This is a genomic window from Pseudonocardia ammonioxydans (assembly GCF_900115005.1).
GTDB lineage: Bacteria > Actinomycetota > Actinomycetes > Mycobacteriales > Pseudonocardiaceae > Pseudonocardia > Pseudonocardia ammonioxydans.
This window is the reverse complement of sequence record NZ_FOUY01000010.1, coordinates 16,389-38,673: the sequence shown is the minus strand read 5'-3', so window position 1 is coordinate 38,673 and position 22,285 is coordinate 16,389. Positions and strand designations below refer to the sequence as shown.

The following is a 22,285-nucleotide window of genomic DNA, read 5'->3' as shown; positions in this document are numbered from 1 at the left end:
GGGCGACGCCGGCTCCGCTGCGGCCCTAGCATGCGGGAATGGCCGTGCGGTGGAGGACCAGGCGCACCGCGCCGGCCCCCGCCGACGACGGGCGCTGGGGCGTGGCGCGGCTCGTCGCGCAGCGCGAGGCGGAACGGAGGTCCGCCCGGGAGCGTGCGGCCGCGGTGCGGGCCGCGCCCGTCGCGGAGCCGGGCACCGAGGAACCCGCCGCGCCCGCCGCCGATCCGGTCGATCAGGGTGAGCTCACCGTGGAGCCCGCTGCGGAGACTGCTGTGGAGCCCGCTGCCGAGCCCGCCGCCGCGGAGGAGGAGTCCACCCCGGACACCCCGCGGTCGTCCTCCGTGGACTCCGTCCCGGCCCCCCGCCCGCCCCGCACCCCGGAGCCGGCCCCGGCCGCGCCACCGCGGCCCCGCCGGCCCCCGGAGCGGACCGCACCGGGCCCGCACGGCCCGCGCCGCCCGCGTGCCGCGGCAGCCGACGACGGCCCCGTCTACCGGCCGCCCGCGGTCTCCGCGCGTCCCCGGGTCGACCTCGAGCCCGGCCTGGTCGGCTTCTCCCGGCTCACCCGCGGCCGTACCGGGTCGCGGGTGTTCACGCTGTTCTTCGTGGGGATCTACCTCGTGATCATCGTCCACACGCTGTCGACGATCGTCTGAGGCCCGGGCGGATCCGTCGGTCCCCCCGACTACCCTGGCAGGACCGGCCGGGAACACGGCGGTGTTCCCGGGCTGCGGCAACGGGTCAGGAGGTGGAGCGGCGATGGTGTCACCGCAACCCTCCCCGGCCTCGACCGCGCACCGCGTGTCGTCGGTGCTCGCGATCCCCGCGTTCCGCAGGCTCTGGTCGGTCACCGCGCTGACCTCCACCGGCGAGTGGATGTCGCTGCTGGCGCTCACGTCGCTGGCCACCCACCTGACGGCCGGTGCCGGCTACACCGCGCAGAGCTTCGCCCTCGGTGGCGTCGTGGCGACCAAGCTCGTCCCGTCGCTGCTGTTCGGGCCGCTGGCCGGGGTGCTCGCCGACCGCTTCGACCGGCGCAAGGTGATGGTCACCTGCGACCTGGTGAAGTTCGGGCTGCTGGCCTCGGTCCCGTTCGCCGGGTCGCTGTGGTGGCTGCTGGTGGTCACCCTGCTGATCGAGCTGTGCACGATGTTCTGGATCCCGGCGAAGGACGCGGCGGTCCCGAACCTGCTGCGCCGCCCCGACCAGATGGAGGCCGCCGCGCAGCTGGGGCTGGTCGTCACCTACGGCGTGGCCGTGCTCGGCGGGGCCGGCCTGTTCGCCCTGGTCACCAAGATCGCACCGCTGGTCGGCGAGGGGGACCCGGTCGCCGCGGTGAACGTGGCACTGTTCCTGAACTCGTTCGTGTTCCTGTTCTCGGCGCTCGTGGTGCTGCTGCGCATCCCCGAGATCTCCGGGCGGGCCGTGGCCGAGGACCGGCGGGAGGCACCGCCGTCGATGCTGTTCCTGCTGCGGGACGGCTTCCGGTTCGTCGTCGACACGCCGTTGGTCCGCGGCCTGGTCGTCGGCATCATCGGCGCGTTCGCCGCGGGCGGCGCGGTGATCGCCACCGCGAAGCTCTACGCGGCGAGCCTCGGTGGCGGCGACGCCGCGTACTCGGTGCTGTTCGTGGCCGTGTTCGGCGGGCTCGCGATCGGTATGGGCATCGGTCCGCGGCTGGCGCAGCGGCTGCCGCACAACCGCCTGTTCGGCACCGCGATCGTCGCGGCCGGGCTGTCGCTGATCGTCGTCGCGGTCGCGGTGCACCTGTTCATGGCGATCGCCGCGGTGATGCTGGTCGGCGCGTTCGCCGGGATCGCCTTCCTCACCGGCCTCACGATCATCGGGACCCAGGTGGCCGACGGGATCCGCGGCCGGATCAACGCGTTCGTCCAGTCGCTGGTGCGGCTGGTGCTGCTCGGCTCGATGTCGCTGGTGCCGGTCGTGGTCGGGGTCGTCGCCACCCGCACGCTGACGATCGGGGGCGCCGCGTTCGTCGTCGACGGCACCCGGTTCGTGCTGGCCGGCGGCGGGATCGTGGCGGCGGTGGTCGGGATGCTCGCCTACCGGCAGATGGACGAGCGCCGGTTCGAGCCGCTGGTCAAGGACCTGGTCGGCGCGCTGCGCTCCGGGCAGCAGCGGACCGGGTCGGGGGTGCTGGTCGCGGTCGAGGGGGCCACCCCGGAAGAGACGGCCGTGCAGGCCGCCCGGCTCGCCGCCGCCCTGCGCGAGCGCGGGCACCGGGTGGTGGAGCCCGGCCCCGGCGCGCAGGACGCCGCCCGCTGGACCGCCGCGACCCGCGAGGCCGACCTGGCCGGCCTGCGGGCGAAGGCGCTCGCCGCCGCGGCGGTCCGGGCCGACCTGGTGGAACGCGAGGTGCGCCCGGCGCTCGACGGGGGTGCGGTCGTCGTCATGGAACGGTTCATGGCCAGCCCGCTCGCCCGGTTCGGCGCCGCGGCCGAGCAGATCGGCGACGGCCCGGACGACGGCGAGCTCGAGCACCTCGCCCGCTGGGCCACCGGCGGGTTGCGTCCGGACCTGTCGGTGCTGCTCGACCGCGCCCCCGGCGCCCGCGCCGACGCCGGGGTGGCCGGGGTCGAGCACGCGCGGGTGCAGAAGCTGCTGGCCCGCACGGTGGCCACGCAGGAGCCGCAGCGCAGCGTCGTCGTCGACGCCGACGGCACCGAGGACGAGGTGGCGGCCCGCGTGGTCGAGGGCGTGCTGCCGCTGCTGCCGACGACCGGGATCACGGAGGGTGCGTCGTGAGCGTCTGGGGCGACGTCGTCGGGCAGCCGGCTGCGGTGGCGGAGCTCGGGGGCGCGGCGGCCGACCCGTCGGCGATGACGCACGCCTGGCTGTTCACCGGCCCGCCCGGCTCCGGCCGTTCGAACGCGGCGCGGGCGTTCGCGGCCGCGCTGCAGTGCCCGCACCACGGCTGCGGCGAGTGCGCCGCCTGCCGGACCACGCTGGCCGGCACGCACTCCGACGTCCGTGAGATCAACCCCGAAGGCCTGTCGATCAAGGTCGACGAGATGCGTGCCCTGGTGCAGCTGGCCGCCCGCCGCCCGGCCACCGGGACCTGGCAGGTCGTGATCATCGCCGACGCGGACCGGCTCACCGAGGGGGCGTCGAACGCGCTGCTCAAGGCGATCGAGGAGCCGGCACCGGAGACGGTGTGGCTGCTCTGCGCGCCGTCGGACCACCCCGACGACGTGCCGGTCACCATCCGATCCCGCTGCCGCCCGGTCCACCTGCGCAGCCCGGCCCCCGAGGCGGTCGCCGGGGTGCTGCGGGAACGCGACGGGATCGACCCGGACCAGGCGCAGTGGGCGGCGTCGGTCTGCGGCGGGCACGTCGGCCGGGCCCGCCGGCTCGCGCGTGACCCGCAGGCCCGGTCCCGGCGCGAGGAGATCCTCGGCGTCCCGCGCCGGCTGCGCCGCCTCGGCGACGCGTTCTTCCACGCCGACGTGCTGATCCGTTCCGCCGAGAACGAGGCCGACGAGCTGCGGTCCTCCCGCGACGAGGCCGAGCGCGAGGAGCTCGCCGTCGCGATGGGGGCCGGCGGGTCCGGCAAGGGCGCCGCCGCGGCGGCCCGGTCGGCGAAGGCGGCCGAGCGCGACCTGGAGAAACGGCAGAAGAGCCGCGCCACCCGCACCCAGCGCGACGCCCTCGACCGGGCGCTGGTCGACCTGGCCGGGTTCTACCGGGACACGATCGTCGCCGCCTCGGGCGCGCCGGTGCCGCTGACCAACCCGGACCGCGAGCAGGAGATCCGGGTCGCGGCCGCGGAGTGGGGCGCCGAGTCGTCGTTGCGCAGGTTGGAGGCCGTCCTCGCCTGCCGCGACGCCCTGGAGCAGAACGTGAAACCGCGGATCGCGGTCGAGGCGATGATGACCGCGCTGTATCAGGGGTGACCGATACGGGGCCCTGCGCGGGCCGCAGGTGGGCGGTCGCTACACTGGTTCCGCAGCACGCCGCCTTAGCTCAGACGGCCAGAGCGACGCACTCGTAATGCGTAGGTCGCGGGTTCGATTCCCGCAGGCGGCTCCACGAAGCCCCTGGTAGCAGCGCTATCGGGGGTTTTCTGCTGGGCACCCGGATCGCTGGTCAGTACGACGCCACCGGGGCACCGAGCAGCCTCCGGTCCGGTGCGACGCCCAGGCCGGGACCCCGCGGCAGCGTGATGTGACCGCCGTCGATGCCGATCCCGTTGCCCGGGTCCAGGTGGCCGTCGATGAACGGGGCCGCGAGCCAGACGCCGTCGAGCAGGCCCGGCGCGACCGTCGCGCCGACATGGGTGCACGCGGCGGCGATGACGTCGCCGCCCCAGGAGTCGTCACAGGTGTGCGGCAGGGTGCGCGCCGCACACAGGTCGCGGAAGGCCCGCATCGGGTGCAGCCCGCCGAGGCGGGTGACCTTCATGCCGAAGCCGTCGACGAGCCCGGTCCCGGCGGCGGTGATCACCGTGTTCAGGCTGGTGCCGTTCTCGTCCATGTGGAGGCCGTGGCCGAGCTGCGGGCGGATCGTCCGCAGCTCCTCCACGGTGTCGCAGGGCTGCTCCAGGACGAACGGGATGTCCGGGCACTCGCGGCTCAGGCGCAGCGCGTCCCGGGTGGTGAGGCTGCGGTTGGCGTCCACCGCCAGGCCCACCCCCGAACCCCGGACGACCTCCCAGACCTTGCGGACGGCCTCGATGTCGACCTCGACCGGTCGTCCGCCGATCTTGATCTGCAGGCGGGGGTACCCCTCGGCGACCTTCTCCGCCGCGAGGCGGGCGGTGTCGTCCGGCGGCCCGACGACGGTGGAGTAGTAGGACGGCACGCGGTCGGTGAGGGCGCCGCCGAGCAGGTCGGCCACGCGGACCCCGAGCTTCCTACCCAGCAGGTCGTGCGCGGCGATGTCCACGGCGGCCTTGGCGTAGCGGTGGCCGTGGAGCAGCCCGTCCATGGTGCGGTGCAGCGGTACCGGCAGCACCTCGGTGCCGATCAGCCCCGGCGCCAGCTCGCCCAGCGCCGCCACCGCCCCGGCGGCGTGGGCCTCGGCATAGGTGGGGCCGATCGGGCAGGTCTCGCCCCAGCCGACGAGCCCGTCGTCGGCCACGACCTCGACCAGCACCGTCGACAGGGAGCGGACCTCGGTGTGCGCGAGCGTGTAGGGCCCGTCGCGCATCGCCAGGCGGTGCCGGTGGACGTGGATCTCGGCGATCCTCATCCCGGGTCCGGGAACATGCGGGTCATGGTGTGCTCGTCACCCGCGGGGACCCGGTCGACGCCGACCATCCGGTCGATGATCATGTTCTGGAACCGGTGCAGGGGTTCCTCGAAGCGGAAGCACATCCGCCCGCCCCGGTAGGCCGGGTTCGCGATGCCGTCCTGCACCCGCTCGACGATCTCGACGTCCTGGCGGTTGACCAGGTCCCAGAACGACTCCAGCTGGTCGAGCCCCTGCTCGGCGCCGGGGTCGTCGAGGGACTCGGGATGGGTGAGCAGCGCCGCGGTCTCGACCGTGCGGTCCGGGCCGACGGGCCGGGTGAGCAGCACGAAGGCGTGGTTGGGCAGCACGACGAGCGCGGTGCTCGGGAACAGCCAGACGAACCGGCCGGCGTCGGCGTCCCGCGGGCCCAGCGCGCTGAACGGGGACAGGCCGTCCCAGCCGCCGGCCTCGGTGTTGCGCGACACCGGGGTGGTGCACATGCCGGTGTACATGCCCGGCCCCTGCCACCGGTAGTGGTCGGAGAAGCGCGAGACCTTGTTGAGCTCGGGGTGCACCCACGGCAGGTGGTAGTACTCCATGAAGTTCTCGCCGATGAGCTTGTAGTTCGCGGCGACGTCGTAGGTACGGCGGCGCTGCGGGCTCCACCGGTGCAGCTGGTGGTCGGCGAAGCGCCACGGCAGGTCCCCGAGCTGGGTGGCCAGCGGTGCGGGCTCCGCGGCGAGGGTGACGAAGAGGAACGGCCCCCAGGTGTCGACGGCGACGCCGAGCAGGCCGTGGTCGGCCTTGTCGAACCCCCGGGCGCCCGAGGTGTCGAAGACGGCCTCCTGCCCGGCGGGCACGTCGGAGCCCTCGAACAGCGGGGTGCCGAGACACGTGCCGTCGGTGTCGTAGGTCCAGCTGTGGTACGGGCAGCGGATGCGGCCGCGGTGCCCGACCTCGCGGGCGTCGGCGTCGAGCAGCCGCGTCGCGCGGTGCCGGCACACGTTGTGGAAGCCGCGCAGCTGGCCGTGCCGGTTCCGGGTGACGATGACCGACCGGCCGGCGACCTCGACGACGATGCAGGCGCCGGGGCGGTCGACGTCGGCGACGAATCCGACCGCCACCCACCCGGTGGTGAACACCTTCTCCTGTTCCAGCGCGAAGAACTCCGGGGAGCTGTAGGCGTCCGGGATCAGGGTCGTGGCGAGCTCGACCGGCAGGCGGGTGTGCCGGTACGTGTGTTCGTGGGTGAAGCCGGCCGGGTCGATCGGCCGGGCGGGGAGTGTCCGGTACAGGTCCGCGCCGGAGAGGTCGCCGGGGCTGTGGAGATCCACACCGTGGGTGGACGTCGGGTCGGGTGCCAACGCGGGGTCTCCCTTCGTGCGGCGAGGACCGGGGGCCGGTGCCGCCGAGTGTCGGGGCTCACATCATTGCGGTCCATCTCAGATTCGAACCCGTGATCTTGTACGGGAATCGGACGGTGGACGCGACCGGCCGTTCTCCCGCGCCGGCGTTCACCCGGCCCGGGTGAGGCCGGCGGCGACGGCGCGGAGCAGGCTCGCGTCCCCCTGCCGTCGACCCGGTTGCCGGCTCCGGCCGAGGAGAAGTGATGACCGAGCAGCGCGTTCCCACCGCGGACGGCCCGACGTGACCGGCTCGGGCAGCCTCACCGAGGCCGGTGTCCGCCCCGGCCGGGGCGTGCTCACGGCGGCCTGCGTCTCGACGTTCGTGGTCAACGCGAACACCTCGGCGGTCAGCATCCTGCTGCCCTCGATCGCCACCGACCTCGGCGCCCCGCTCGGGCTGCTGCAGTGGGCCGTCACCGGCTACCTGCTGGTCGGCGCCGCGGTGATCGTCACCTCCGGTGCGCTCGGTGACGTCCTCGGCCGGCGCCGGGTGTTCCTCGCCGGGCTCTGGGTCTTCATCGCCTCCTGCGTCCTGATCGCGCTCGCCGGGTCGGGATGGATGGTGGTGCTCGGCCGGGTCGTGCAGGGCGCGGCGGGTGCGACGATCCTGGCCTGCGGCCTGAGCCTGCTCTCGGTCGCGTCCTCGGGCGCCGGGCAGATGCGGGCGGTCGCCCTCTGGGGCGCCGCCGCGGCCGCCGGCGCGGCGGCGGGCCCGCTCGTGGGCGGTGTCCTCGACGAGGCCACGGGGTGGCAGGGCCTGTTCTGGATCGACGCGGCCATCGCGCTGGCCTGCATCCCGCTCACCCTGCGGACGGTCCTCGAGTCGTCGGACGCGGCCCGGCCCCGCACGATCGACCTCGCCGGCACCGCGCTGATCGCCTGCATCCTGGTCCCGTTCGTGTTCGCGATGACCGAGGGCGCGTCCTGGGGATGGGTCAGCGTGCCCACGCTGGCCTGCCTGGTCGTCTCGGTGCTCGCGGTCGTGGGCTTCGTCGTCGTCGAGCGGCGGGTCGCGGCCCCGCTGGTCGACCTCCGGCTGCTGCGGAACGCGCTCCTGGTCGGTTCGACGCTGGCGATCCTCATCGGTGCGGGGGCGATCGCGGCGCTGGGCCTGCTGCTGAGCCTGTACTTCCAGGACCCGGCCGGTCTCGGCATGTCCAGCTTCGCCGCCGGTCTGGCCACCCTGCCGGTGGCGGCCGTCGTCGTGCTCGTCGCGCCCGCGATCACCCCGCTCGCCCACCGCTTCGGTACCCGGCCGGTCATCATGGCCGGGTTCGTGCTGCTCACCGCCGGGTTCGCGACGCTCGTCGCGGTCCGGCCGTCGTGGGGCTACGGCGCGTTCGTGCTCCCGCTGCTCGCGATCGCGGTCGGGCTCGGGCTGTCCAACGGTCCGGCGTCGTCGATCTCCACAGCCTGTGTGTCCCCGGAGCAGGTCGGTGCGGCCTCCGGGATCTCCAACATGGCCCGCTACGTCGGGGGTGCGGTGATGACCGCGGTCGCGGCCGGGATCTACGCGAACGTGACGGCCGCCCGCGCGACGACCGGGGCCGGACCGGACGCCGCCCTGTCCGCGGGCTTCGCCGCGGCCTCGCTCGCGCTGACGCTGTTCTCCGCGGCCGGGATCCTGCTCGCCCTGCTGGCCGCCCGGCGCCCGGGCCGGCCCGGCGTCGCGGACTACGCGGCCGCGGCGGCGTCGACCGCGCACACCGTGCCCGTCCGGGACCCGGAGCCGGCACCCGGTGCCGGCGACCCGGCCCCGGAACCCCGCTGACCACCCGGCCGGGGTGATGCCGTCCGCCGCCCCGGCCCCGGAGGGTGGCCGCTCACGTTCTGCGACAGCACCAGTCCTGCGACGAGTGAGCGAGGTCCACGAGATGGCGACACTGACGGTATGGCGGTTCGACACGGCCGAGGGTGCGCGGGACGCCCTGACCACCATCGAACGCCTGCAGAAGGAAGAACTGATCAACGTCGTCGACGCGGCGGTCGTGACCTGGCCCGAGGGACGGTCGAAGCCACGGACCGAGCAGCTGCACCGGCTCGTCGGAACCGGGGCGCTCGGCGGGAGCTTCTGGGGCCTGCTGTTCGGCCTGATCTTCTTCGTGCCGCTGCTCGGCCTGGCCGTCGGTGCCGCCATGGGCGCGCTGAGCGGTTCGCTGGCCGACGTCGGCATCGACGACGGCTTCATCCGCCGGGTGCGTGACGAGGTCACCCCGGGCACCTCCGCGCTGTTCGCGATGACCACCGACGCGGTCACCGACCGGGTGCTGGAGCAGTTCCGCGGCACCCGTGCCGAGCTCATCTCGACGAACCTGTCGGCCGAGCAGGAGGCGAAGCTGCGCGAGGCGTTCGAAGAGGTCGAGATCAAGGCCTGACACCCCGTCGGCCGCGTGCCGGGAACCGGCTTCACCCCTTCCGGGCGACGCCGCTCCCGGCACGCACCGCGACGATCGGCGCCTCTCCACCCACGGTCAAGGAGGACCACATGAGTACGACGATCCCGCCCCGGCCCGTCGAGAGCACGGAGCGCGTGTCCCCGTGGGCAGGCGGCCTCAGCCTCTTCGCAGCAGTCCTCATGGTGGTGGGCGGTGTATGGCACCTGCTCGCCGGACTCGCCGCGCTGTTCCGGGACACCGTCTACGTCGCCACCCCGGAGTACGTCTACTCGTTCGACCTCACGGCCTGGGGCTGGGTCCACCTGCTCATGGGTGTCCTGCTCCTGCTCGCGGGCTTCGGCGTCGCCCGCGGCCAGACCTGGGCGCGGGGGGTCGGCATCGTGCTGGCCGGCCTGAGCCTGATCGCGAACTTCCTGTTCATCCCGCACTACCCGATCTGGTCACTGCTGATCATCGCCCTGGACGTCGCGGTGATCTGGGCGCTGGCCACGTACCGGCGCGACGCCTGATGAGCAGCGCACCGGCCGGGCCCGCCCGGCGCACGGTGAGCACGAAGCAGATCGTCGCGCTCGCCGTCGCGGTGCTCACGCTGATCTTCATCCTGCAGAACCGGGACGCGGTGCAGATCGCGTTCTTCACGCTCACCGTGACCGCGGCGCTGTGGTTCGTGCTGCTCATCGTGCTGGTGCTCGGCGTCGTCATCGGGGTGCTCGCCACCCGGCGGAAGTAGCGGTCCCTGCAGTGCCCGCTACGTCCGCGGCTGCTCGTCCCCGCCGTGGTCCGGTTCGCGGGCGTCCGACTCGCGGGCGACGGCCCGCTGTACGGCGGAGACCAGCGCCCGGGCCACCAGGCCGACCGCGATCAGCCCCGCCAGCATCTGGGTCATCGTGATGACCCGGGCCTGGTCGGTCAGCGGCGCGATGTCGCCGAAGCCGACCGTGGCGAACACCGTCATCGTGAAGTAGAGCGCGCCCGTCCGGTTGAGCGGCTGGGTGAAACTGGCGGGCGCGTCGTAGGAGAGGAGCAGGTAGACCTCCGCGAAGAGCAACAGCAGCAGCGGCAGCCCGACGGCGATCGTCTCGGTGGCCCGCAGCCGGGGCGTCGTCGAGACGGTCACCGCGTGGATCTGCCAGGTGAGCGCCGCCCCCAGACCGGCGAGTGCGACCAGCAGCCACAGGCCGATCCGCATCTGGCCGACCGGGCCGAGCGGGGCGAGGTAGTACACGGCCACCATCGACACGACGGTGAACGCCGTGCGGAGCAGGCTGACGGCCACCTGCCGTGGTGTGGGTCGGTGCCCCATCCCTCGTTCACCGTCCCTCCGGTCCGGGGAGCACCGACTCTCACGAACGGGACCCGTCCCGCGGACCACCCACGGAAGGCGATTCCGGCCCGGTTCCTCCTGCGCGGGTGAGGTCCGGCGCTGTTCGGCGGGGCAGGGTCGGTGACCCCGATCCATCCACCGCCGACCACCGAGGTGATCACGATGCCCGTGCTCGAGTTCTTCTGGACCATGCTGGTGATCTTCGGGTTCGTCCTGTGGTTCTGGCTGCTCTTCGTCGTCATCGGTGACGTCTTCCGCCGGGACGACGTCTCCGGGTGGGGGAAGACCGGCTGGCTGCTGCTCATGATCGTCCTGCCGTTCCTTGGCGTCTTCGCCTATCTGATCGCGCAGGGCCGGGCCATGGCCCGGCGGCGCAACGAGGACGCCGCGGCCGGCCGGGAGCGGTTCGAGCAGGACGTCCGGCGCATCGCAGGCGACGGGGACCGGCCGGCGGACCAGATCGCGAAGGCGGAGCGGCTGCTCTCGTCCGGCGCCATCACGCTCGAGGAGTTCGAGCAGCTCAAGCGCACGGTGCTGGGCACCGCACCCGGCACCGTCACGGCGGCCCCGCCGTCGTGACCGGGCCTGCCGGGGCGGGACCGGGCTGCGCTCAGGTCACCGGGGTCCGGCGGACCGAGACGATCTCGAGGCCCAGCGACTGGATCAGCGTCAGCACCTCGTGCACGCCGTCCTCCTCGGTGACCGCTCCCGAGATCACCGTCTCGGCGGGCACCTCTCGGACCTCCATCCCACGGAAGGCACCCCGGGTCCGTGCCGAGAGCCGTCCGGCGATCCGGAACTCGTAGCGTCGCTCGGCCACGGCGGGCCTCCTCCCGGTGAGCACGCCCGTCCTCGGCCGGCGTGTACCGGACACCGTCCCGTGCCGCGGGCCGGAGCGTGTCACCTCGTCGGGGTGAAGGCGCCGCCGGCGAGCAGGCCGAGCTCGTGGGCGCGGCGGATGGCGTCGCGCCGGGTCGCGACGCCGAGCTTCACGTAGATCGAGCGGATGTGGCTCTTCACCGTGTTGACCGACACCGTGAGCTCCGCGGCGATCTCCCGGGTGGTCAGCAGCGACGGGAGGAGCACGAGGACGACGAGTTCGCGTTCGCTCACCGCGCGGCCGCCCGGCAGCGCCGCCGCGAGCCGCCCGGCGAACTCCGCGTCCGTCCCGGCCGTCGGCCCGGTCCCGAGCAGTTCCCTGGTCAGGGCGCCGGTGCGCAGGAACGGCCGGAGGATCCGGAGTGCGGCGCCCCGGGCGAGTGCCGCGTCGAGCTCCGTCCGGGCCGTGACCGGGTCCCCGCCGCGGAGCGCGGCCTCGGTCCGGACGAGATGCGCCTCGAGCAGTGTGTACGGGACGAGCGTCGCGACCGAGCCGTCGGTCAGCGGGTCCACCGCGGTGCGGGCCGCATCCGGCCGGCCGGCGTGGAGGTGCACCCACGCGTCCATCAGCCGCAGCTCACCGACGTCCCCCGCCCGTCGCCCGAGCCGGGCGGCGGTCTCCGCGGCCTGCCGCGGCCCGCCCTGCGCCAGGTCCACGGGATGCTCGAGCAGCGCCAGTGCGGCCAGCAACGCGACCGGGAGCGCGGCGTCGCCGACCTCGGCCGGTCGACCCGGACCGCGGCGGCCGGTGGGTCCGGCCAGGTCCGCGTCCGCCACCCGGCGGACCACCCGGGCGACGGGGTCGTCCGCCGGTGCGGGCCACCCCGGCGCCGCCGGCACCTCCCGGGCACGCGCCGAGGCCGAGCCGGGGTCGCCCGCCAGCAGGTCACCGTAGGCGAGCAGGCCCGCCGCCCGGGGCGACCGGGCCGCCGCGTCGTCGTCGACCGTTGCGGCCGCAGCGACGGCGGCCGCGGCCGTGACGCTCATCGAGCGGTACTCGCCCCGCATCGCCTCGACGCCCGCGAGCAGGGACAGCGCCTGCCCCTCGACGTACGGGAAGCCGTGCTCGCGCGCGAACATCGCCAGTTCGGCCAGGCGTGCCGCGACGCCGTCGCCGGGGACGGCCGTCTCCGCCCGCACCAGCGCGGCGATCGAGCTCAACCGCTGCAGCGCCTCCCGCTCCGGCGGGACACGGACATGCCGGCCCCCGGGTCCTCCCGGACCGGGGACCGGGGCCGCACCCGGTGCGGCCCGGCCGGCGGTGCCGACGGTGCCGACGGTGCCGGCGGTGGGATCGCCGGTCGCGGGGTCGCAGGCGGCGAGGGCGCGTCGCACGACCGACAGCCGCCCGGTCGCGACGAGCCGGTCCCCGCCCGCCCGCAGGATCTCGAGGACCAGGCCGGCGTCGCCGCTGCGTTCGGCGTGCCGCAGCGCGTGCTCGGGCTCGCCGGCGGTGAGCCACCAGCGGGCGGCGGTGGCATCGGACCTCCTGCGCAGCGTGGGGAAGTGCCGCTCCAGCTCGGCGGCGAGACAGGTCCGCAGCAGGGTGTGGACGCGGTAGGTGCGCGGCTCGACACGCTCGACGAGCGCGGTGACCCGGGTGAGATCGGCGAGCACCCGTTCGGCGTCGGCCCGCCCGCTCAGCGCGGTGGCCAGCCCGGCCGGGAGCTGCGGGCAGACGGCGCAGGACAGGAGCAGCCGCCGGGTCTCTTCCGGCAGCACCGCCAGCACCTCGTCGGTGAGGTAGTCGGCCACCGCGCCCTCGCTGCCGGAGAACTGCGCGACGAACGCCGCCGGGTCGTCGCGACCCCGCAGCGCGCGGGCGGCCAGCCGGAGACCGGCCGCCCAGCCACCGGTCCGGGCGTGCAGGGTCGCCACCTGCGCCGGCGTGAGGGCGGTCCCGGCCGCACCCAGCAGCGCGGCCGCCCCGTCGAGGTCGAGACGCAGATCCTCCGCGCGCAGCTCGTGCAGCCGGCCCTCCAGACGCATCCGGGCCAGCGGCAGCGGCGGGTCCGTCCGGCCGGACAGCACCAGGCGCAGGCCCGCCGGGCGACCGCGGACGAGCCGGGACAGATCGCGCAGCGCCTCGGGGTCGGTCAGCTCGTCGACGTCGTCGAGCACCAGCCGGATGCCCGGATGCGTCGCGTCGAGGGCCGCGACCAGTTCCCCGATCGGGCCGCGCTCCGGCGGACCCGCGCCGCCGCCGGCCCCGACCGCCTGCAGCGGGCCGGCGGGCGGGAGGCCGGGGACCGCCCGCAGCGCGGCGAGGAGGGCGGCCCGCAGCCGCGGGGCGTCGTCGCCGGCCTCGACGCCGACCCAGGCCGACGGCCGGCCGTCCGGGCTGCGCAGCCAGTCGGCCAACAGTGTCGTCTTGCCGTAGCCGGGTGGCGCCGTCACGACGACGAGCCGGCCCGCGCCCGCCCGGTCCAACCGCCGCAGCACAGGTCGGGGCGGGACACCGCCCCCGCGGGCGGTGACGGCACCGTGATCTTGCCTGGCGGGATCCGCATCATGCCCCCTCCGTGGTCGAGGATCACGCCGCCCGGGTGAGGCGGCGTCCTCCTGGCGGGATGAGCCCGGCCGCGGCCCGGTGCCCGGCCCGTTCAGAACAGGTCCAGCCGCCGGCCCCGCTCCACCGCGTCGCGCCGGTTGGTCACGCCGAACTTGCGGTACACGGCCCGTTGGTGGGTCTTCACGGTGTTGACCGACACGACGAGCTCCGCTGCGATCTCCGCGTTCGACAGGGTGCTGGCCAGGTAGCGCAGGACGGTGCGCTCCCGCCCGGTCAACGGCTCGGTGAGCACCGACGGACCGGTGAGGGGGACCGGTGTCCCGGACAGCCGTGCCAGCAGGTCGACGGTGAACACCGGGGCGACCGTCCCCTGCTCCAACCGGCGTTCGAGCAGCGGCCGCAGGTCGAGCACCTCGCTGCGGAACGGACCACGCAGGTACCACGGCGCGGCCGCGGCGAGCGCGTCCTCGAGCCGGTCCAGCGCGGTCTCCTCGTCCTCGGACGCGGTCGCGAGTGCCGTGTCCAGCAGCGCCGCGTCGACGGTGCCGCGCGGGTGCCGTTCGGGCTCCACCCCGGCCCGGACGGCCAGCGCCGACGGCAGGTCACCCAGCTGCAGCCACAGGCGTGCCGTGGCGAGCCGTGCGGCCGCGGTCGCCGGCCGCCCCAGCCGGTCGAGGATCGCGCGGGCCTGCTGTGGAACGCCCGAACCGGCGAGGAGCCCGGCCTCGGCGAGCGACCACCGTTCCTGCAGCGTCCGGGGCAGCGTGGCGAGGTCGAGCTCCGTCGCACCGACCCGGAGGGCGGTCAGCGCCTGCTCCCGGTCCCCCGCCGCCGCGCGCCGCGCGGTGAGGAGGAGGACGGCCTCGACCCGGAGGTGGACCTCCGTGCCGACGGCCTCGGCCGCTGCCGCGCGACCGAGCCAGGTGTCCAACTCCTCCGGATGCATCCGGTCCAGCGCGACGTGCGCCATCGCGAGGTGGGCGGCCACGACCTGACCGGTGCGTGCGAGCCCGGCGTCCTCCGCCCACCGGACGACGTCCATCGCCGCGCGCTGAGCCGGGCCGAGCTCGCCCCGGGCGCAGTGCACGAGGCTCAGATGGGCCGCCGCATTGAGCTGTGAGCCGGGGCGGGGCACCCCGGCCGATGCGGCCGCGCCGAGGTCGCGCTCGGCCGTCACCAGGTCGGCCGAGAGCAACGCCGCGACGCCCAGGAAGTTCTTCACCAGCGCCGGCACCAGCTCGGCGCGGGCGAGGCCGAGACCGGCCAGCGTGACGGGGTCGGTCGGCGCCGACCGGTAGAGCGCGACGACCTCGTCCCAGTTCCCCGTCATCCGGGCCAGGGCCCCGGCGACCAGGTCGAGCAGGACCTGCGCCCGCGCGGCGCGCTGCGCGGACAGGAACCGCAGCCGCGTGCGGCCGTACGCGACGAGCTCGGCGACCTCGGTCCCGTCCCCGCGCACCAGGCGCGCCGCCGCGAGCCCGCACACGAGCTCGGGGTGGGCGACGAGGGTGGTGCGGGGTACCTGTTCCAGCGCCCGCTCCAGCTCCTGTGCCCGCCCGTCGGAGGTCAGCGTGAGGAGCTGGCGGCCCACCAGGACCGCGGCCAGCGACCACAGCTCGCCGTGTACGGCCGACCAGAGTGCCTCGACGGGCATGTCGTTGCGCTGCAACCACTCGGTGGCCCGGCGCCACAGATCCCGGCGTGCGCGACGCGGCACCGGCCGGGCCCGGAGCAGGTCGGCGACGAGCCGGTGCGGGCGGTACCACCGTCCGGGCCGGTCGGTGACGGGGACGACCAGATGTGCCGCCGCGAGCTCGGCGAGGAGCGCCGCACCGTCCCGCCGCCCGGTCAGCGCGTCGGCGAGGTCGGCGCACACGTGGTCGAGGCCGCTGATCCGCTCCAGGAACCGGATCGGCCCGGGGGGCAGCGACCCGAGTACCTCGGTGTCCAGATACCGGGCCACGCTGTGGTCGGCGCCGGAGAACGCCGCGACGGCGGCCCCGGCATCCGGTTGTCCCTGCAGGTGCAGGGCGACCAGGCGCAGCGCCGCCGGCCACCCCTCGGTCCGTTCGACCAGCCGGGCGATGCGGGAGTCGTCGAGGTCGACGCGCAGCAGGGCGAGGAGCTCGGCCGCCTCGTCGACCCGGAAGGCGAGGTCCGGCGCGTGCACCTCGGTGAGCAGACCCGCGAGCCGCAGCCGGGCGATCGGCCACGGCGGATCCCGGCGGGTCAGGACGAGCAGCGACAGCTGCGGGGGCGGGCGTTCGACGAGGCGGATCAGCCCGGCGTGCACCGCGGGCGAGGTCACCTCGTGCAGGTCGTCGAGCACGAGGAGGACCGGCCGGCCGGCGCGGGCGAGCGCGGCCGCGATCGCGCCGGGCGGATCGTCGACGGCGTCGCCGTCCACCGCGAGCCGGCGCAGGTGCGTAGCCGCCTCCGGGCCGGACACCGCCGCGAGCGCGCCGGCCACGGCGGGCCAGAAACCGGCGTCGCCGCCGGGAGCCGACCGCACCCACGCCGGGGACCAGCCACCTCCGCCCGCCGCGGTCCAGGAGGCCGCGAGCAGCGTCTTGCCCCAGCCCGCGGGGGCGGCGACCAGCGTCACCGGGCACCGGGCACACCCGTCGAGCAGGTCGAACACACGAGGGCGCGGCACCACGTGGTTCGCCATCGGTACCGCGGGGCCCGCCGGCCCGTGCCGCCCGGCGAGGACGGACCTCACCCCGGACGGGTGGTCCGGCCCCACCCCGACGCCCGTCACCGTCGGGTCCCGCCGCGTCGCGTCCATCCGGCTCCACCACCTCGGTAGCGGAGCGGGAATCTACCGAGCCACCGTTGCCTCGTGCATCGGCCGTTCGACCCGGACCGTGTCCGTGTTCTTGTCCTTGTCCTTGTCCTGGGCGGCCGGTCAGCCGAGCAGCCCGCGCTCGTGCGCGGCCAGCACGGCGGTGCGCCGGGTCCCGGCGCCGAGCTTGTCGTAGATCGACCGGACGTGGCTCTTGACGGTGTTGACCGAGACCACGAGGTCGTCGGCGATCTCGGCGAGGTTCAGCAGGGAGGGCAACCGGGTCAGGACCTCGTGCTCGCGTGGCGTGAGCGACACGGCTGCGGGGAGCACCGCGGGCCGCGGGCCGAGCAGGCGGGCCGCGAAGCGACCGCGGTCGTCGGTGTCGACGAGCTCGTCGACGAGCAGGGCCCGCACCCCGGCCCGGGCGAGCAGGAACGGGCGCACCACGTCGACGGGGCGGGCCCGGTCCAGCGCCGCCCGCAGCGCCTGGCGGGCGGCGAGCCGGTCATCGGACGCGAGGGCGACCTCGGACGCGACCAACCAGGCCTCCACCACCGTGGCCGGTCGTGCCGGACCCGCCGACGGGTGCAGCAGCGGGGCGAGGGTCGTGCGGGCCCGGGCGAACGCCCCGGCCGCCGACTCGGTCCGCGCCTGCATCAGGATCCGTTCGGCCCGGGTACCCGGCCGGCCGGTGAGCCGGTCCGCCGCACCCGCGGCCGCCGAGGCATGACCGAGCCCGAGCGCGATCCGGTGCTCGATCAGGGCGACCGCTGCGGCGAGCACCGCGGGGACGACCGTCCCGGCCACGGCGGCGTGCGCCTGCCGCAGCTCGAGCAGGCCGGCGGCCTTCTCCCCGCGGTCGAACAGCGCGCCCCCGTGCACCGCGCGCAGGGCGAAGTCGAGGACCGGGTCGAGCCCGGCGGGCGCGGTGCGCAGCCCCGCCTCGGCGGTCTCCGAGGCGGCGTGGGCCTCGCCCCGCTCGAGCGCGACCAGGCCGGTCAGCGCGTGCGCACACGCCGCCCAGCCCGTACCCGCCCACCCACCGTCGCGCACCGCGGCCGTCGCCGCACCGGCGGCGTCCGCGGCCGCCCGGAGATCGCCGTCCGCCCAGGCCGACACGCCGAGTACGCACCGGCAGTGCACCTCGAGCAGGGGCAGGTCGAGCCGGTGGGCTCGGGCGAGGGCCGACCCCAGGTCCTGCCGGCCCGCGGCGAGCAGGCCGCGCGTGGTCCCCCGGCCGGCGAGGACGAGTGCGCCCAGCGCCGGGTCCCGGGGCGCGGGGGCGGGCTCCGGTGCGCAGGTGCGGAGCCCGGCGAACCGCTCGACCGTGCGCAGCAGCGCGTCCCTGGTGGGGTCGGGCGGCGCCCCGGCGCCCCGTGCCCGTCGTGCCTGTGCGGTGACGGCACGGCGGTCGCCCCGCTCGAGCGCTCCCCAGGCGGCCGCCGTGGCCTGCCAGGCGGTGGCCGGCGGGGAGGCGGCGAGGGCCGCTGCGGCGCCCTGCACCGCGGCGTGCTCCCCGCGCGCCACGAGCACGCCCGCCCGGCGGTGCAGCAGGTCGGTGAGCACCGTCCGGTCGGCGGACCGGGAGGCGTGCCGCAGGGCCTGTACCGGGTGTCCCTGCCGGTCCCACCAGTGTGCGGCGCGCCGGTGGAGCGCCGCGACGCACTCGTCGCCGCCCCGCCCGAGGTCGGCGAGCAGGTGGGAGCGGAGGAGCTCCTGGACCCGGTAGTCACACCGGCCGGCACCGGTCGTCGTGAGGAGGCCGAGGTCGCGTACCAGTGTGTCGAGGATGTCGGCGGCGTCCTCCCGCTCACAGAGCTCCACGGCCAGCGCGGCCGGCACGGGATCGGCGATGCTCGTCCGGCGCAGCACCTCCCGCGCCACGTGGCCGATGCCGGCGAGGACCTCCCCGATCAGGTAGTCGGAGACGGAGCACTCGTCGCCGGAGAACGCGGTGACGAACCGGTCGGGGTCGGGATGACCGTGCAGCGAACGCTGGGCCAGGCGCAGCCCGGCGGGCCAGCCGCCGGTCCGGTCCTGCAGGACCCCGCGGTGATCCGGACCGAGCCGGACGCCGCCCCGCTCGAACAGCAGCGCGGTCTCCGCCTCCGAGAACCGCAGCTGTCCGGCACGCAGCTCGCACAGCTCGTCGTCGAGCCGCAGCCGGGACAGCGGCAGCGGCGGGTCGAGCCGGCTCGCGACCACGAGCTGCAGGGCCGGTCCGGACCCGCGGACGAGCGTGCGGAGGTCCTCGACGACGGGTGCGCTCCGGAGGTGGTGGACGTCGTCGAGGATCAGCCGCAGCGGCCGTGGCAGCTCGCCGAGGGCGGCGCACAGCTCGTCGAGGAGGTCCCGGTCGAGGCCCGTGCGGGACACGAGCAGCCGCTGCAGCCCGCTCGACGCCGGCACGGCCGGGTTGTCGCGCAGCGCCTCGAGCAGCACGCTCCGGAACTGCCGCGGATCGTCGTCCTCCTCGTCGAGGGACGCCCACACCGCCGGGGCCTGCGGGCACCGCCGCACCCATTCCGCGAGCAGCAGCGACTTCCCGAAACCGGGCGGCGCGCACACGAGGGTCAGCGCCCGGTCCGCACCCTCGTCGAGCACCCGGCGCAACGCCGGGCGGGGGACGAGGTCCCGCGGCAGCGCGGGCGGTGTGGTCCTGGACAGCGCGATGGTCGCCATCTCCCCTCCGGCCCCGGTGGACGGATCCGTTCCCGATCGCCCGGCCGCCGCCACCCGCGGCGAGTGTGCGTCGGCCCGGGGTGAGCCCGCCTCGTCCCGTGCGGGCGATGCCGGGCCACCGGCAGGAGCGCGACCATCCGTGCGGATCCCCGACGGAGGTGTCATGGCGGTGAGACCGTACGAGTTCCAGGTCGAGGGGTACCTCGCGGAACAGGGCCGCGAGTCGTTCGCGGACCTGGACATCGAAGAGGTGCCCGCCGGTCTCGTCCTGCGTGGCGAGGTCGTCGACGAGTCGCACCTGCACGGGATCATGGCGCGGTTCCGGGTGCACGGGCTGGTCGTCGTCTCGGCACAGCCGCTGCGGGAGTGACGGCTCACCCCGCGCGGGTGGAGCCGGCACCGGGACGGTGGAGCATGGTGCCGGCATGGCACGAGCGGCAATGGGGACGGCGCCGTGACCGAGTCCCCGGCGCGCGGCAGGCGCCGGCGTCCCACCCGGCTGACCCGCCTGCTGCACTGGGGTCATCGGGAGTGGTCGGACGCCCGCGAACTCGCCCACGCGATCCACGGGACCGTCGTCGGGGCCGCCGCCCTGACCGCCGCCAGCCTGCACGGCACGCTGGGCGAGGTCGTGGTCACGGTCGTCGTGACGGTGCTCGTGTACTGGGTGGCCGAGCGGTACGCCCGCGTGCTGAGCGTGGTGGTCGACGGCACGCACCGGCTCGACGCGGTGGCGGAGGTGCTCCGGCACGGCTGGCCCATGGTGCAGGCGGCCTCCACCCCGCTCGTGGTGCTGGTGCTGGTCGAGAGCGTCACCGACGACCTGCGCACCGGGGTGCTCATCGCGCTCGTCGTCGCCACGGTGCTGCTCGGCGGCCTGGGGCACCTCGCCGCGCGGCGGGCGGGGGCCCCACCGGCCGCGGCGGTCGGGTGGGGCGCACTCAGCGCCGGGCTCGGGGTGGTCATCATCGTGCTGAAGCTGTCGCTGCACTGACCGCGGCGCCGCCGGATCACCCGCCGGGGGCCGGCGGCCGGGCCGACCGGCCCGCGAGCACCCGGAACAGCGCGGTGACGGCCGCGGACAGCCCGGCGGGGGCGACCGCGGCGGGGGGTGCGCCCGGAGCCTCCACCGGGACCCGCACGCGCAGCGCACCCGGCAGGGAGCGGAACTCCAGCGGAGGGGCCAGCTGCACCGACTCCCCGTCGATCCCGAGGTCGATCGCGGCCACCCCGGAGTCGACCCGGAACGCGGGGGTCGTCCACTCCCGGTAGCCGTGGAACCGCTCGAGGTGCCCACCGGCCTCCGCGGCGAGCAGCGCGGTCACGTCCCACGCGCGGTCCACCGTCACCGTCACGACACCGAGCAACCCGGTGTCCATCCGCTCCCGGGTGCCGAACCCACCGAGATGGCCGAGACGGTACGGACCGTTGGAGACCAGCAGGAGATCCGCGGTGCGGGCACTCTGCCCGTCGGACGAGCGGAACCGCAGGTCGAACGGCGCCGCGTCCGGCCCCAGCAGGTCCGGCAGCAGCCGCGCCGTCGTCGCGAGCTTCGTCGCGCGGTAGTCCTCCGACCGGACGACGGTGGCGTACACGCCCAGCGAGGCGTTGTTGACGAAGACCCGGTCACCGACCGTGGCCAGGTCGACCCGTCGCTCGACGGCGGTGCCGAACGCCTCCAGCGCGCAGGTCGGCCCGGTCGAGCCCGAGGTCGAGTGCGAAGTGGTTGCGGGTGCCCGCGGGGACGCAGACGAACGCGACGTCGTGCCGCCGGGCGACGTCGGCGACCACCGCCTGGGACCCGTCGCCACCGGCCATCCCGATCACGTCCGCGCCCCGCGCGACCGCGCGTTCGGCGAGCTCCCGCAGGTCCTCGCCCTCACCCAGCAGGACCGGGTCGACGCCCAGCTCCCGGGTCCGCTGGACCAGACCCGACCGGGCCACCGCTCCGCCTCCGGACCACGGGTTCAGGAACAGCACGCCGTGGCGGGCCGCGCCGACCGGCCGCCGCTCCCCCGGCCCGTGGACGAGATCCCGGGCGACCGCGAGCTGGGCCGCCCCGACCGCGATCACGACGAGCACCACGACGAGCGCCGTCCGCAGCAGCGGCCCGGCGAGCAGCAGCGCCGCGAGCGCCACGAACGCGACGAGCGCGACCAGGGCCGCGACGATGCGTCGGCCGTCCACGTTCACCAGTGCCGTCCAGGCGGCGGTCACGCACGCGAGGAGGAGCACCGGCAGCAGCAGCGCCCGGAGGGGGTCGCGCAGCACCGCGGTGAGGACGACGGCGAGCGCGGTGAGGAGTGCGAGCAGCGCGACGGCGGCGGCGACGCGCCGTGGAACGGACGGTGGGGCCGGCACCGCGGGATCCGGCATGGCAATCACTCCTACGGGGCACTTCCTCGCAACGGGCACTTCCTCGACACGGGCACTCCTCCGGCCGGGCACCTCGACCGTGGCCCGTCCCGTGCCCCGTCGCGTCACCCGGCCCGGATGACTCCGCACCGGGTCACCCCGTCCAGGGGATGTGCCGGGGCGACCGGGTGGCCGATCCTGCTCTCCGGGGTGCGGGAGACGGGGGTGCAGGATGAGCGGAACGATCCCGATGCCCGTCCGGCGGGTGCACTTCCACGACCGCTCGGCCCCGCCCGCGACCGTCGTGACCCCGTCGGTGTTCGTCGCCGCGCGGGACGACCGGAGCCGGCTGCTGCTCGTGCGCCGGGTGGACAGCGGGATGTGGGAGCTGCCCGGCGGCCGGGTCGACGTCGGGGAGAGCCTGCTCACCGCGGCGGTCCGGGAGACCGTGGAGGAGGCGGGGGTACTGGTGCGGGTCACCGGGGTCGTCGGGTTGTTCACCGACCCGGAGCTCGTGGTGGTCAGCGCGACCGGCGAGGAGGTCCGCCAGCAGTTCGTGGTGTGCCTGCACGCCTGGCACGTGCGCGGGGAGCCGCGACCGGACCGGCACGAGACCGTCGCCGCGGCCTGGTTCGACCCGGCGGACGTCGCGACGCTCCCGGTCGAGCCCGGCGCGGGCCAGTGGGTCGCGGCGGCGCTGTCCGGGGCACCCGACCCGTACCTGGACTGAGCGCGGCGGACCGGAGGTGC

Annotated in this window: 20 protein-coding genes and 1 tRNA gene; 12 read left to right on the top strand and 9 right to left on the bottom strand. The window is 75.5% G+C overall.

From position 1 onward, the window contains the following. Positions 1-38 precede the first annotated feature (38 nt). The 4 genes from BM093_RS11745 to BM093_RS11730 all read left to right on the top strand — a co-directional run bounded on the left by BM093_RS11745 (position 39) and on the right by BM093_RS11730 (position 4,050). The gene (locus BM093_RS11745; protein ID WP_143105342.1) at positions 39-656 is read left to right on the top strand and encodes a hypothetical protein; all 618 of its coding nucleotides are present in this window, start codon (positions 39-41) and stop codon (positions 654-656) included. Between the two features lie 103 nt (positions 657-759). Continuing rightward, positions 760-2,766, top strand: a complete 2,007-nt coding sequence (locus BM093_RS11740) for a bifunctional MFS transporter/dTMP kinase (protein WP_093341518.1) — start codon at positions 760-762, stop codon at positions 2,764-2,766. Next, positions 2,763-3,914: a DNA polymerase III subunit delta' gene (locus BM093_RS11735; RefSeq protein WP_093341515.1), complete on the top strand. Its 1,152-nt coding sequence runs from the start codon at positions 2,763-2,765 to the stop codon at positions 3,912-3,914. Before BM093_RS11740 ends, BM093_RS11735 begins: the two co-directional genes overlap by 4 nt. Positions 3,915-3,973: 59 nt before the next feature. After that, positions 3,974-4,050, top strand: a tRNA-Thr gene (locus tag BM093_RS11730). A gap of 57 nt (positions 4,051-4,107) precedes the next feature. Here the strand turns inward: BM093_RS11730 and BM093_RS11725 are convergent. Beyond that, complete coding sequence (locus BM093_RS11725; protein WP_093341513.1) at positions 4,108-5,211, bottom strand: mandelate racemase/muconate lactonizing enzyme family protein; 1,104 nt, start codon at positions 5,209-5,211, stop codon at positions 4,108-4,110. Continuing rightward, positions 5,208-6,557, bottom strand: a complete 1,350-nt coding sequence (locus BM093_RS11720; protein ID WP_245773469.1) for an aromatic ring-hydroxylating oxygenase subunit alpha — start codon at positions 6,555-6,557, stop codon at positions 5,208-5,210. Before BM093_RS11720 ends, BM093_RS11725 begins: the two co-directional genes overlap by 4 nt. Positions 6,558-6,840: 283 nt before the next feature. On the opposite strand from BM093_RS11720, the gene BM093_RS11715 reads away from it, so the two are divergent. The 4 genes from BM093_RS11715 (at position 6,841) to BM093_RS11700 (ending at position 9,725) form a co-directional block, all read left to right on the top strand. After that, entirely contained in the window at positions 6,841-8,370 is a 1,530-nt protein-coding gene (locus BM093_RS11715) for an MFS transporter (protein ID WP_093341510.1), read from the top strand. A 103-nt stretch (positions 8,371-8,473) separates the two neighbouring features. After that, positions 8,474-8,974, top strand: a complete 501-nt coding sequence (locus BM093_RS11710) for a DUF1269 domain-containing protein (RefSeq protein WP_093341815.1) — start codon at positions 8,474-8,476, stop codon at positions 8,972-8,974. A gap of 110 nt (positions 8,975-9,084) precedes the next feature. Beyond that, complete coding sequence (locus BM093_RS11705; RefSeq protein ID WP_093341508.1) at positions 9,085-9,504, top strand: DUF7144 family membrane protein; 420 nt, start codon at positions 9,085-9,087, stop codon at positions 9,502-9,504. Continuing rightward, positions 9,504-9,725: a lipopolysaccharide assembly protein LapA domain-containing protein gene (locus tag BM093_RS11700; RefSeq protein ID WP_093341506.1), complete on the top strand. Its 222-nt coding sequence runs from the start codon at positions 9,504-9,506 to the stop codon at positions 9,723-9,725. Before BM093_RS11705 ends, BM093_RS11700 begins: the two co-directional genes overlap by 1 nt. An 18-nt stretch (positions 9,726-9,743) precedes the next feature. Here the strand turns inward: BM093_RS11700 and BM093_RS11695 are convergent, their stop codons facing one another. Continuing rightward, on the bottom strand, positions 9,744-10,271 hold the full coding sequence (locus BM093_RS11695) for a potassium channel family protein (RefSeq protein WP_245773468.1): 528 nt from the start codon (positions 10,269-10,271) through the stop codon (positions 9,744-9,746). Positions 10,272-10,481: 210 nt separating this feature from the next. Here BM093_RS11695 and BM093_RS11690 point away from each other — a divergent pair, with 210 nt between their 5' ends. Further along, positions 10,482-10,898, top strand: a complete 417-nt coding sequence (locus tag BM093_RS11690) for an SHOCT domain-containing protein (RefSeq protein ID WP_093341813.1) — start codon at positions 10,482-10,484, stop codon at positions 10,896-10,898. A 31-nt stretch (positions 10,899-10,929) separates the two neighbouring features. On the opposite strand, the gene BM093_RS11685 is transcribed toward BM093_RS11690, so the two are convergent. The 4 genes from BM093_RS11685 to BM093_RS11670 form a co-directional block, all read right to left on the bottom strand. Continuing rightward, the gene (locus BM093_RS11685) at positions 10,930-11,139 is read right to left on the bottom strand and encodes a hypothetical protein (protein WP_093341502.1); all 210 of its coding nucleotides are present in this window, start codon (positions 11,137-11,139) and stop codon (positions 10,930-10,932) included. A gap of 80 nt (positions 11,140-11,219) precedes the next feature. Further along, positions 11,220-13,628, bottom strand: a complete 2,409-nt coding sequence (locus tag BM093_RS37900) for a winged helix-turn-helix domain-containing protein (RefSeq protein WP_143105341.1) — start codon at positions 13,626-13,628, stop codon at positions 11,220-11,222. Between the two features lie 173 nt (positions 13,629-13,801). Continuing rightward, the gene (locus BM093_RS37895; RefSeq protein ID WP_093341496.1) at positions 13,802-16,498 is read right to left on the bottom strand and encodes a winged helix-turn-helix domain-containing protein; all 2,697 of its coding nucleotides are present in this window, start codon (positions 16,496-16,498) and stop codon (positions 13,802-13,804) included. A 120-nt stretch (positions 16,499-16,618) separates the two neighbouring features. Beyond that, positions 16,619-19,180 (bottom strand): winged helix-turn-helix domain-containing protein, encoded by a 2,562-nt coding sequence (locus BM093_RS11670; RefSeq protein WP_177238408.1) that lies wholly within the window; start codon positions 19,178-19,180, stop codon positions 16,619-16,621. Between the two features lie 163 nt (positions 19,181-19,343). On the opposite strand from BM093_RS11670, the gene BM093_RS11665 reads away from it, so the two are divergent. Beyond that, entirely contained in the window at positions 19,344-19,550 is a 207-nt protein-coding gene (locus BM093_RS11665; protein WP_093341492.1) for a hypothetical protein, read from the top strand. An 84-nt stretch (positions 19,551-19,634) separates the two neighbouring features. Then, positions 19,635-20,174 (top strand): hypothetical protein, encoded by a 540-nt coding sequence (locus BM093_RS11660; RefSeq protein WP_245773467.1) that lies wholly within the window; start codon positions 19,635-19,637, stop codon positions 20,172-20,174. 16 nt (positions 20,175-20,190) lie between these two features. On the opposite strand, the gene BM093_RS37155 is transcribed toward BM093_RS11660, so the two are convergent. Then, positions 20,191-20,775 (bottom strand): diacylglycerol/lipid kinase family protein, encoded by a 585-nt coding sequence (locus BM093_RS37155; protein ID WP_245773466.1) that lies wholly within the window; start codon positions 20,773-20,775, stop codon positions 20,191-20,193. A 31-nt stretch (positions 20,776-20,806) separates the two neighbouring features. Further along, complete coding sequence (locus BM093_RS37150; RefSeq protein WP_245773465.1) at positions 20,807-21,556, bottom strand: diacylglycerol/lipid kinase family protein; 750 nt, start codon at positions 21,554-21,556, stop codon at positions 20,807-20,809. Between the two features lie 211 nt (positions 21,557-21,767). Between BM093_RS37150 and BM093_RS11650 the strand changes: the two genes are divergently transcribed. After that, entirely contained in the window at positions 21,768-22,265 is a 498-nt protein-coding gene (locus tag BM093_RS11650; protein WP_093341490.1) for an NUDIX domain-containing protein, read from the top strand. The last annotated feature ends 20 nt before the right edge of the window (positions 22,266-22,285 follow it).

Coding starts and splice junctions, on each gene's coding strand:
- BM093_RS11745 (WP_143105342.1), top strand. CDS start 39: ATGGCCGTGCGGTGGAGGACCAGGCGCACCGCGCCGGCCCCCGCCGAC.
- BM093_RS11740 (WP_093341518.1), top strand. CDS start 760: ATGGTGTCACCGCAACCCTCCCCGGCCTCGACCGCGCACCGCGTGTCG.
- BM093_RS11725 (WP_093341513.1), bottom strand. CDS start 5,211: ATGAGGATCGCCGAGATCCACGTCCACCGGCACCGCCTGGCGATGCGC.
- BM093_RS11710 (WP_093341815.1), top strand. CDS start 8,474: ATGGCGACACTGACGGTATGGCGGTTCGACACGGCCGAGGGTGCGCGG.
- BM093_RS11705 (WP_093341508.1), top strand. CDS start 9,085: ATGAGTACGACGATCCCGCCCCGGCCCGTCGAGAGCACGGAGCGCGTG.
- BM093_RS11700 (WP_093341506.1), top strand. CDS start 9,504: ATGAGCAGCGCACCGGCCGGGCCCGCCCGGCGCACGGTGAGCACGAAG.
- BM093_RS11690 (WP_093341813.1), top strand. CDS start 10,482: ATGCCCGTGCTCGAGTTCTTCTGGACCATGCTGGTGATCTTCGGGTTC.
- BM093_RS37895 (WP_093341496.1), bottom strand. CDS start 16,498: ATGGACGCGACGCGGCGGGACCCGACGGTGACGGGCGTCGGGGTGGGG.
- BM093_RS11670 (WP_177238408.1), bottom strand. CDS start 19,180: ATGGCGACCATCGCGCTGTCCAGGACCACACCGCCCGCGCTGCCGCGG.
- BM093_RS11665 (WP_093341492.1), top strand. CDS start 19,344: ATGGCGGTGAGACCGTACGAGTTCCAGGTCGAGGGGTACCTCGCGGAA.
- BM093_RS37150 (WP_245773465.1), bottom strand. CDS start 21,556: ATGCCGGATCCCGCGGTGCCGGCCCCACCGTCCGTTCCACGGCGCGTC.
- BM093_RS11650 (WP_093341490.1), top strand. CDS start 21,768: ATGAGCGGAACGATCCCGATGCCCGTCCGGCGGGTGCACTTCCACGAC.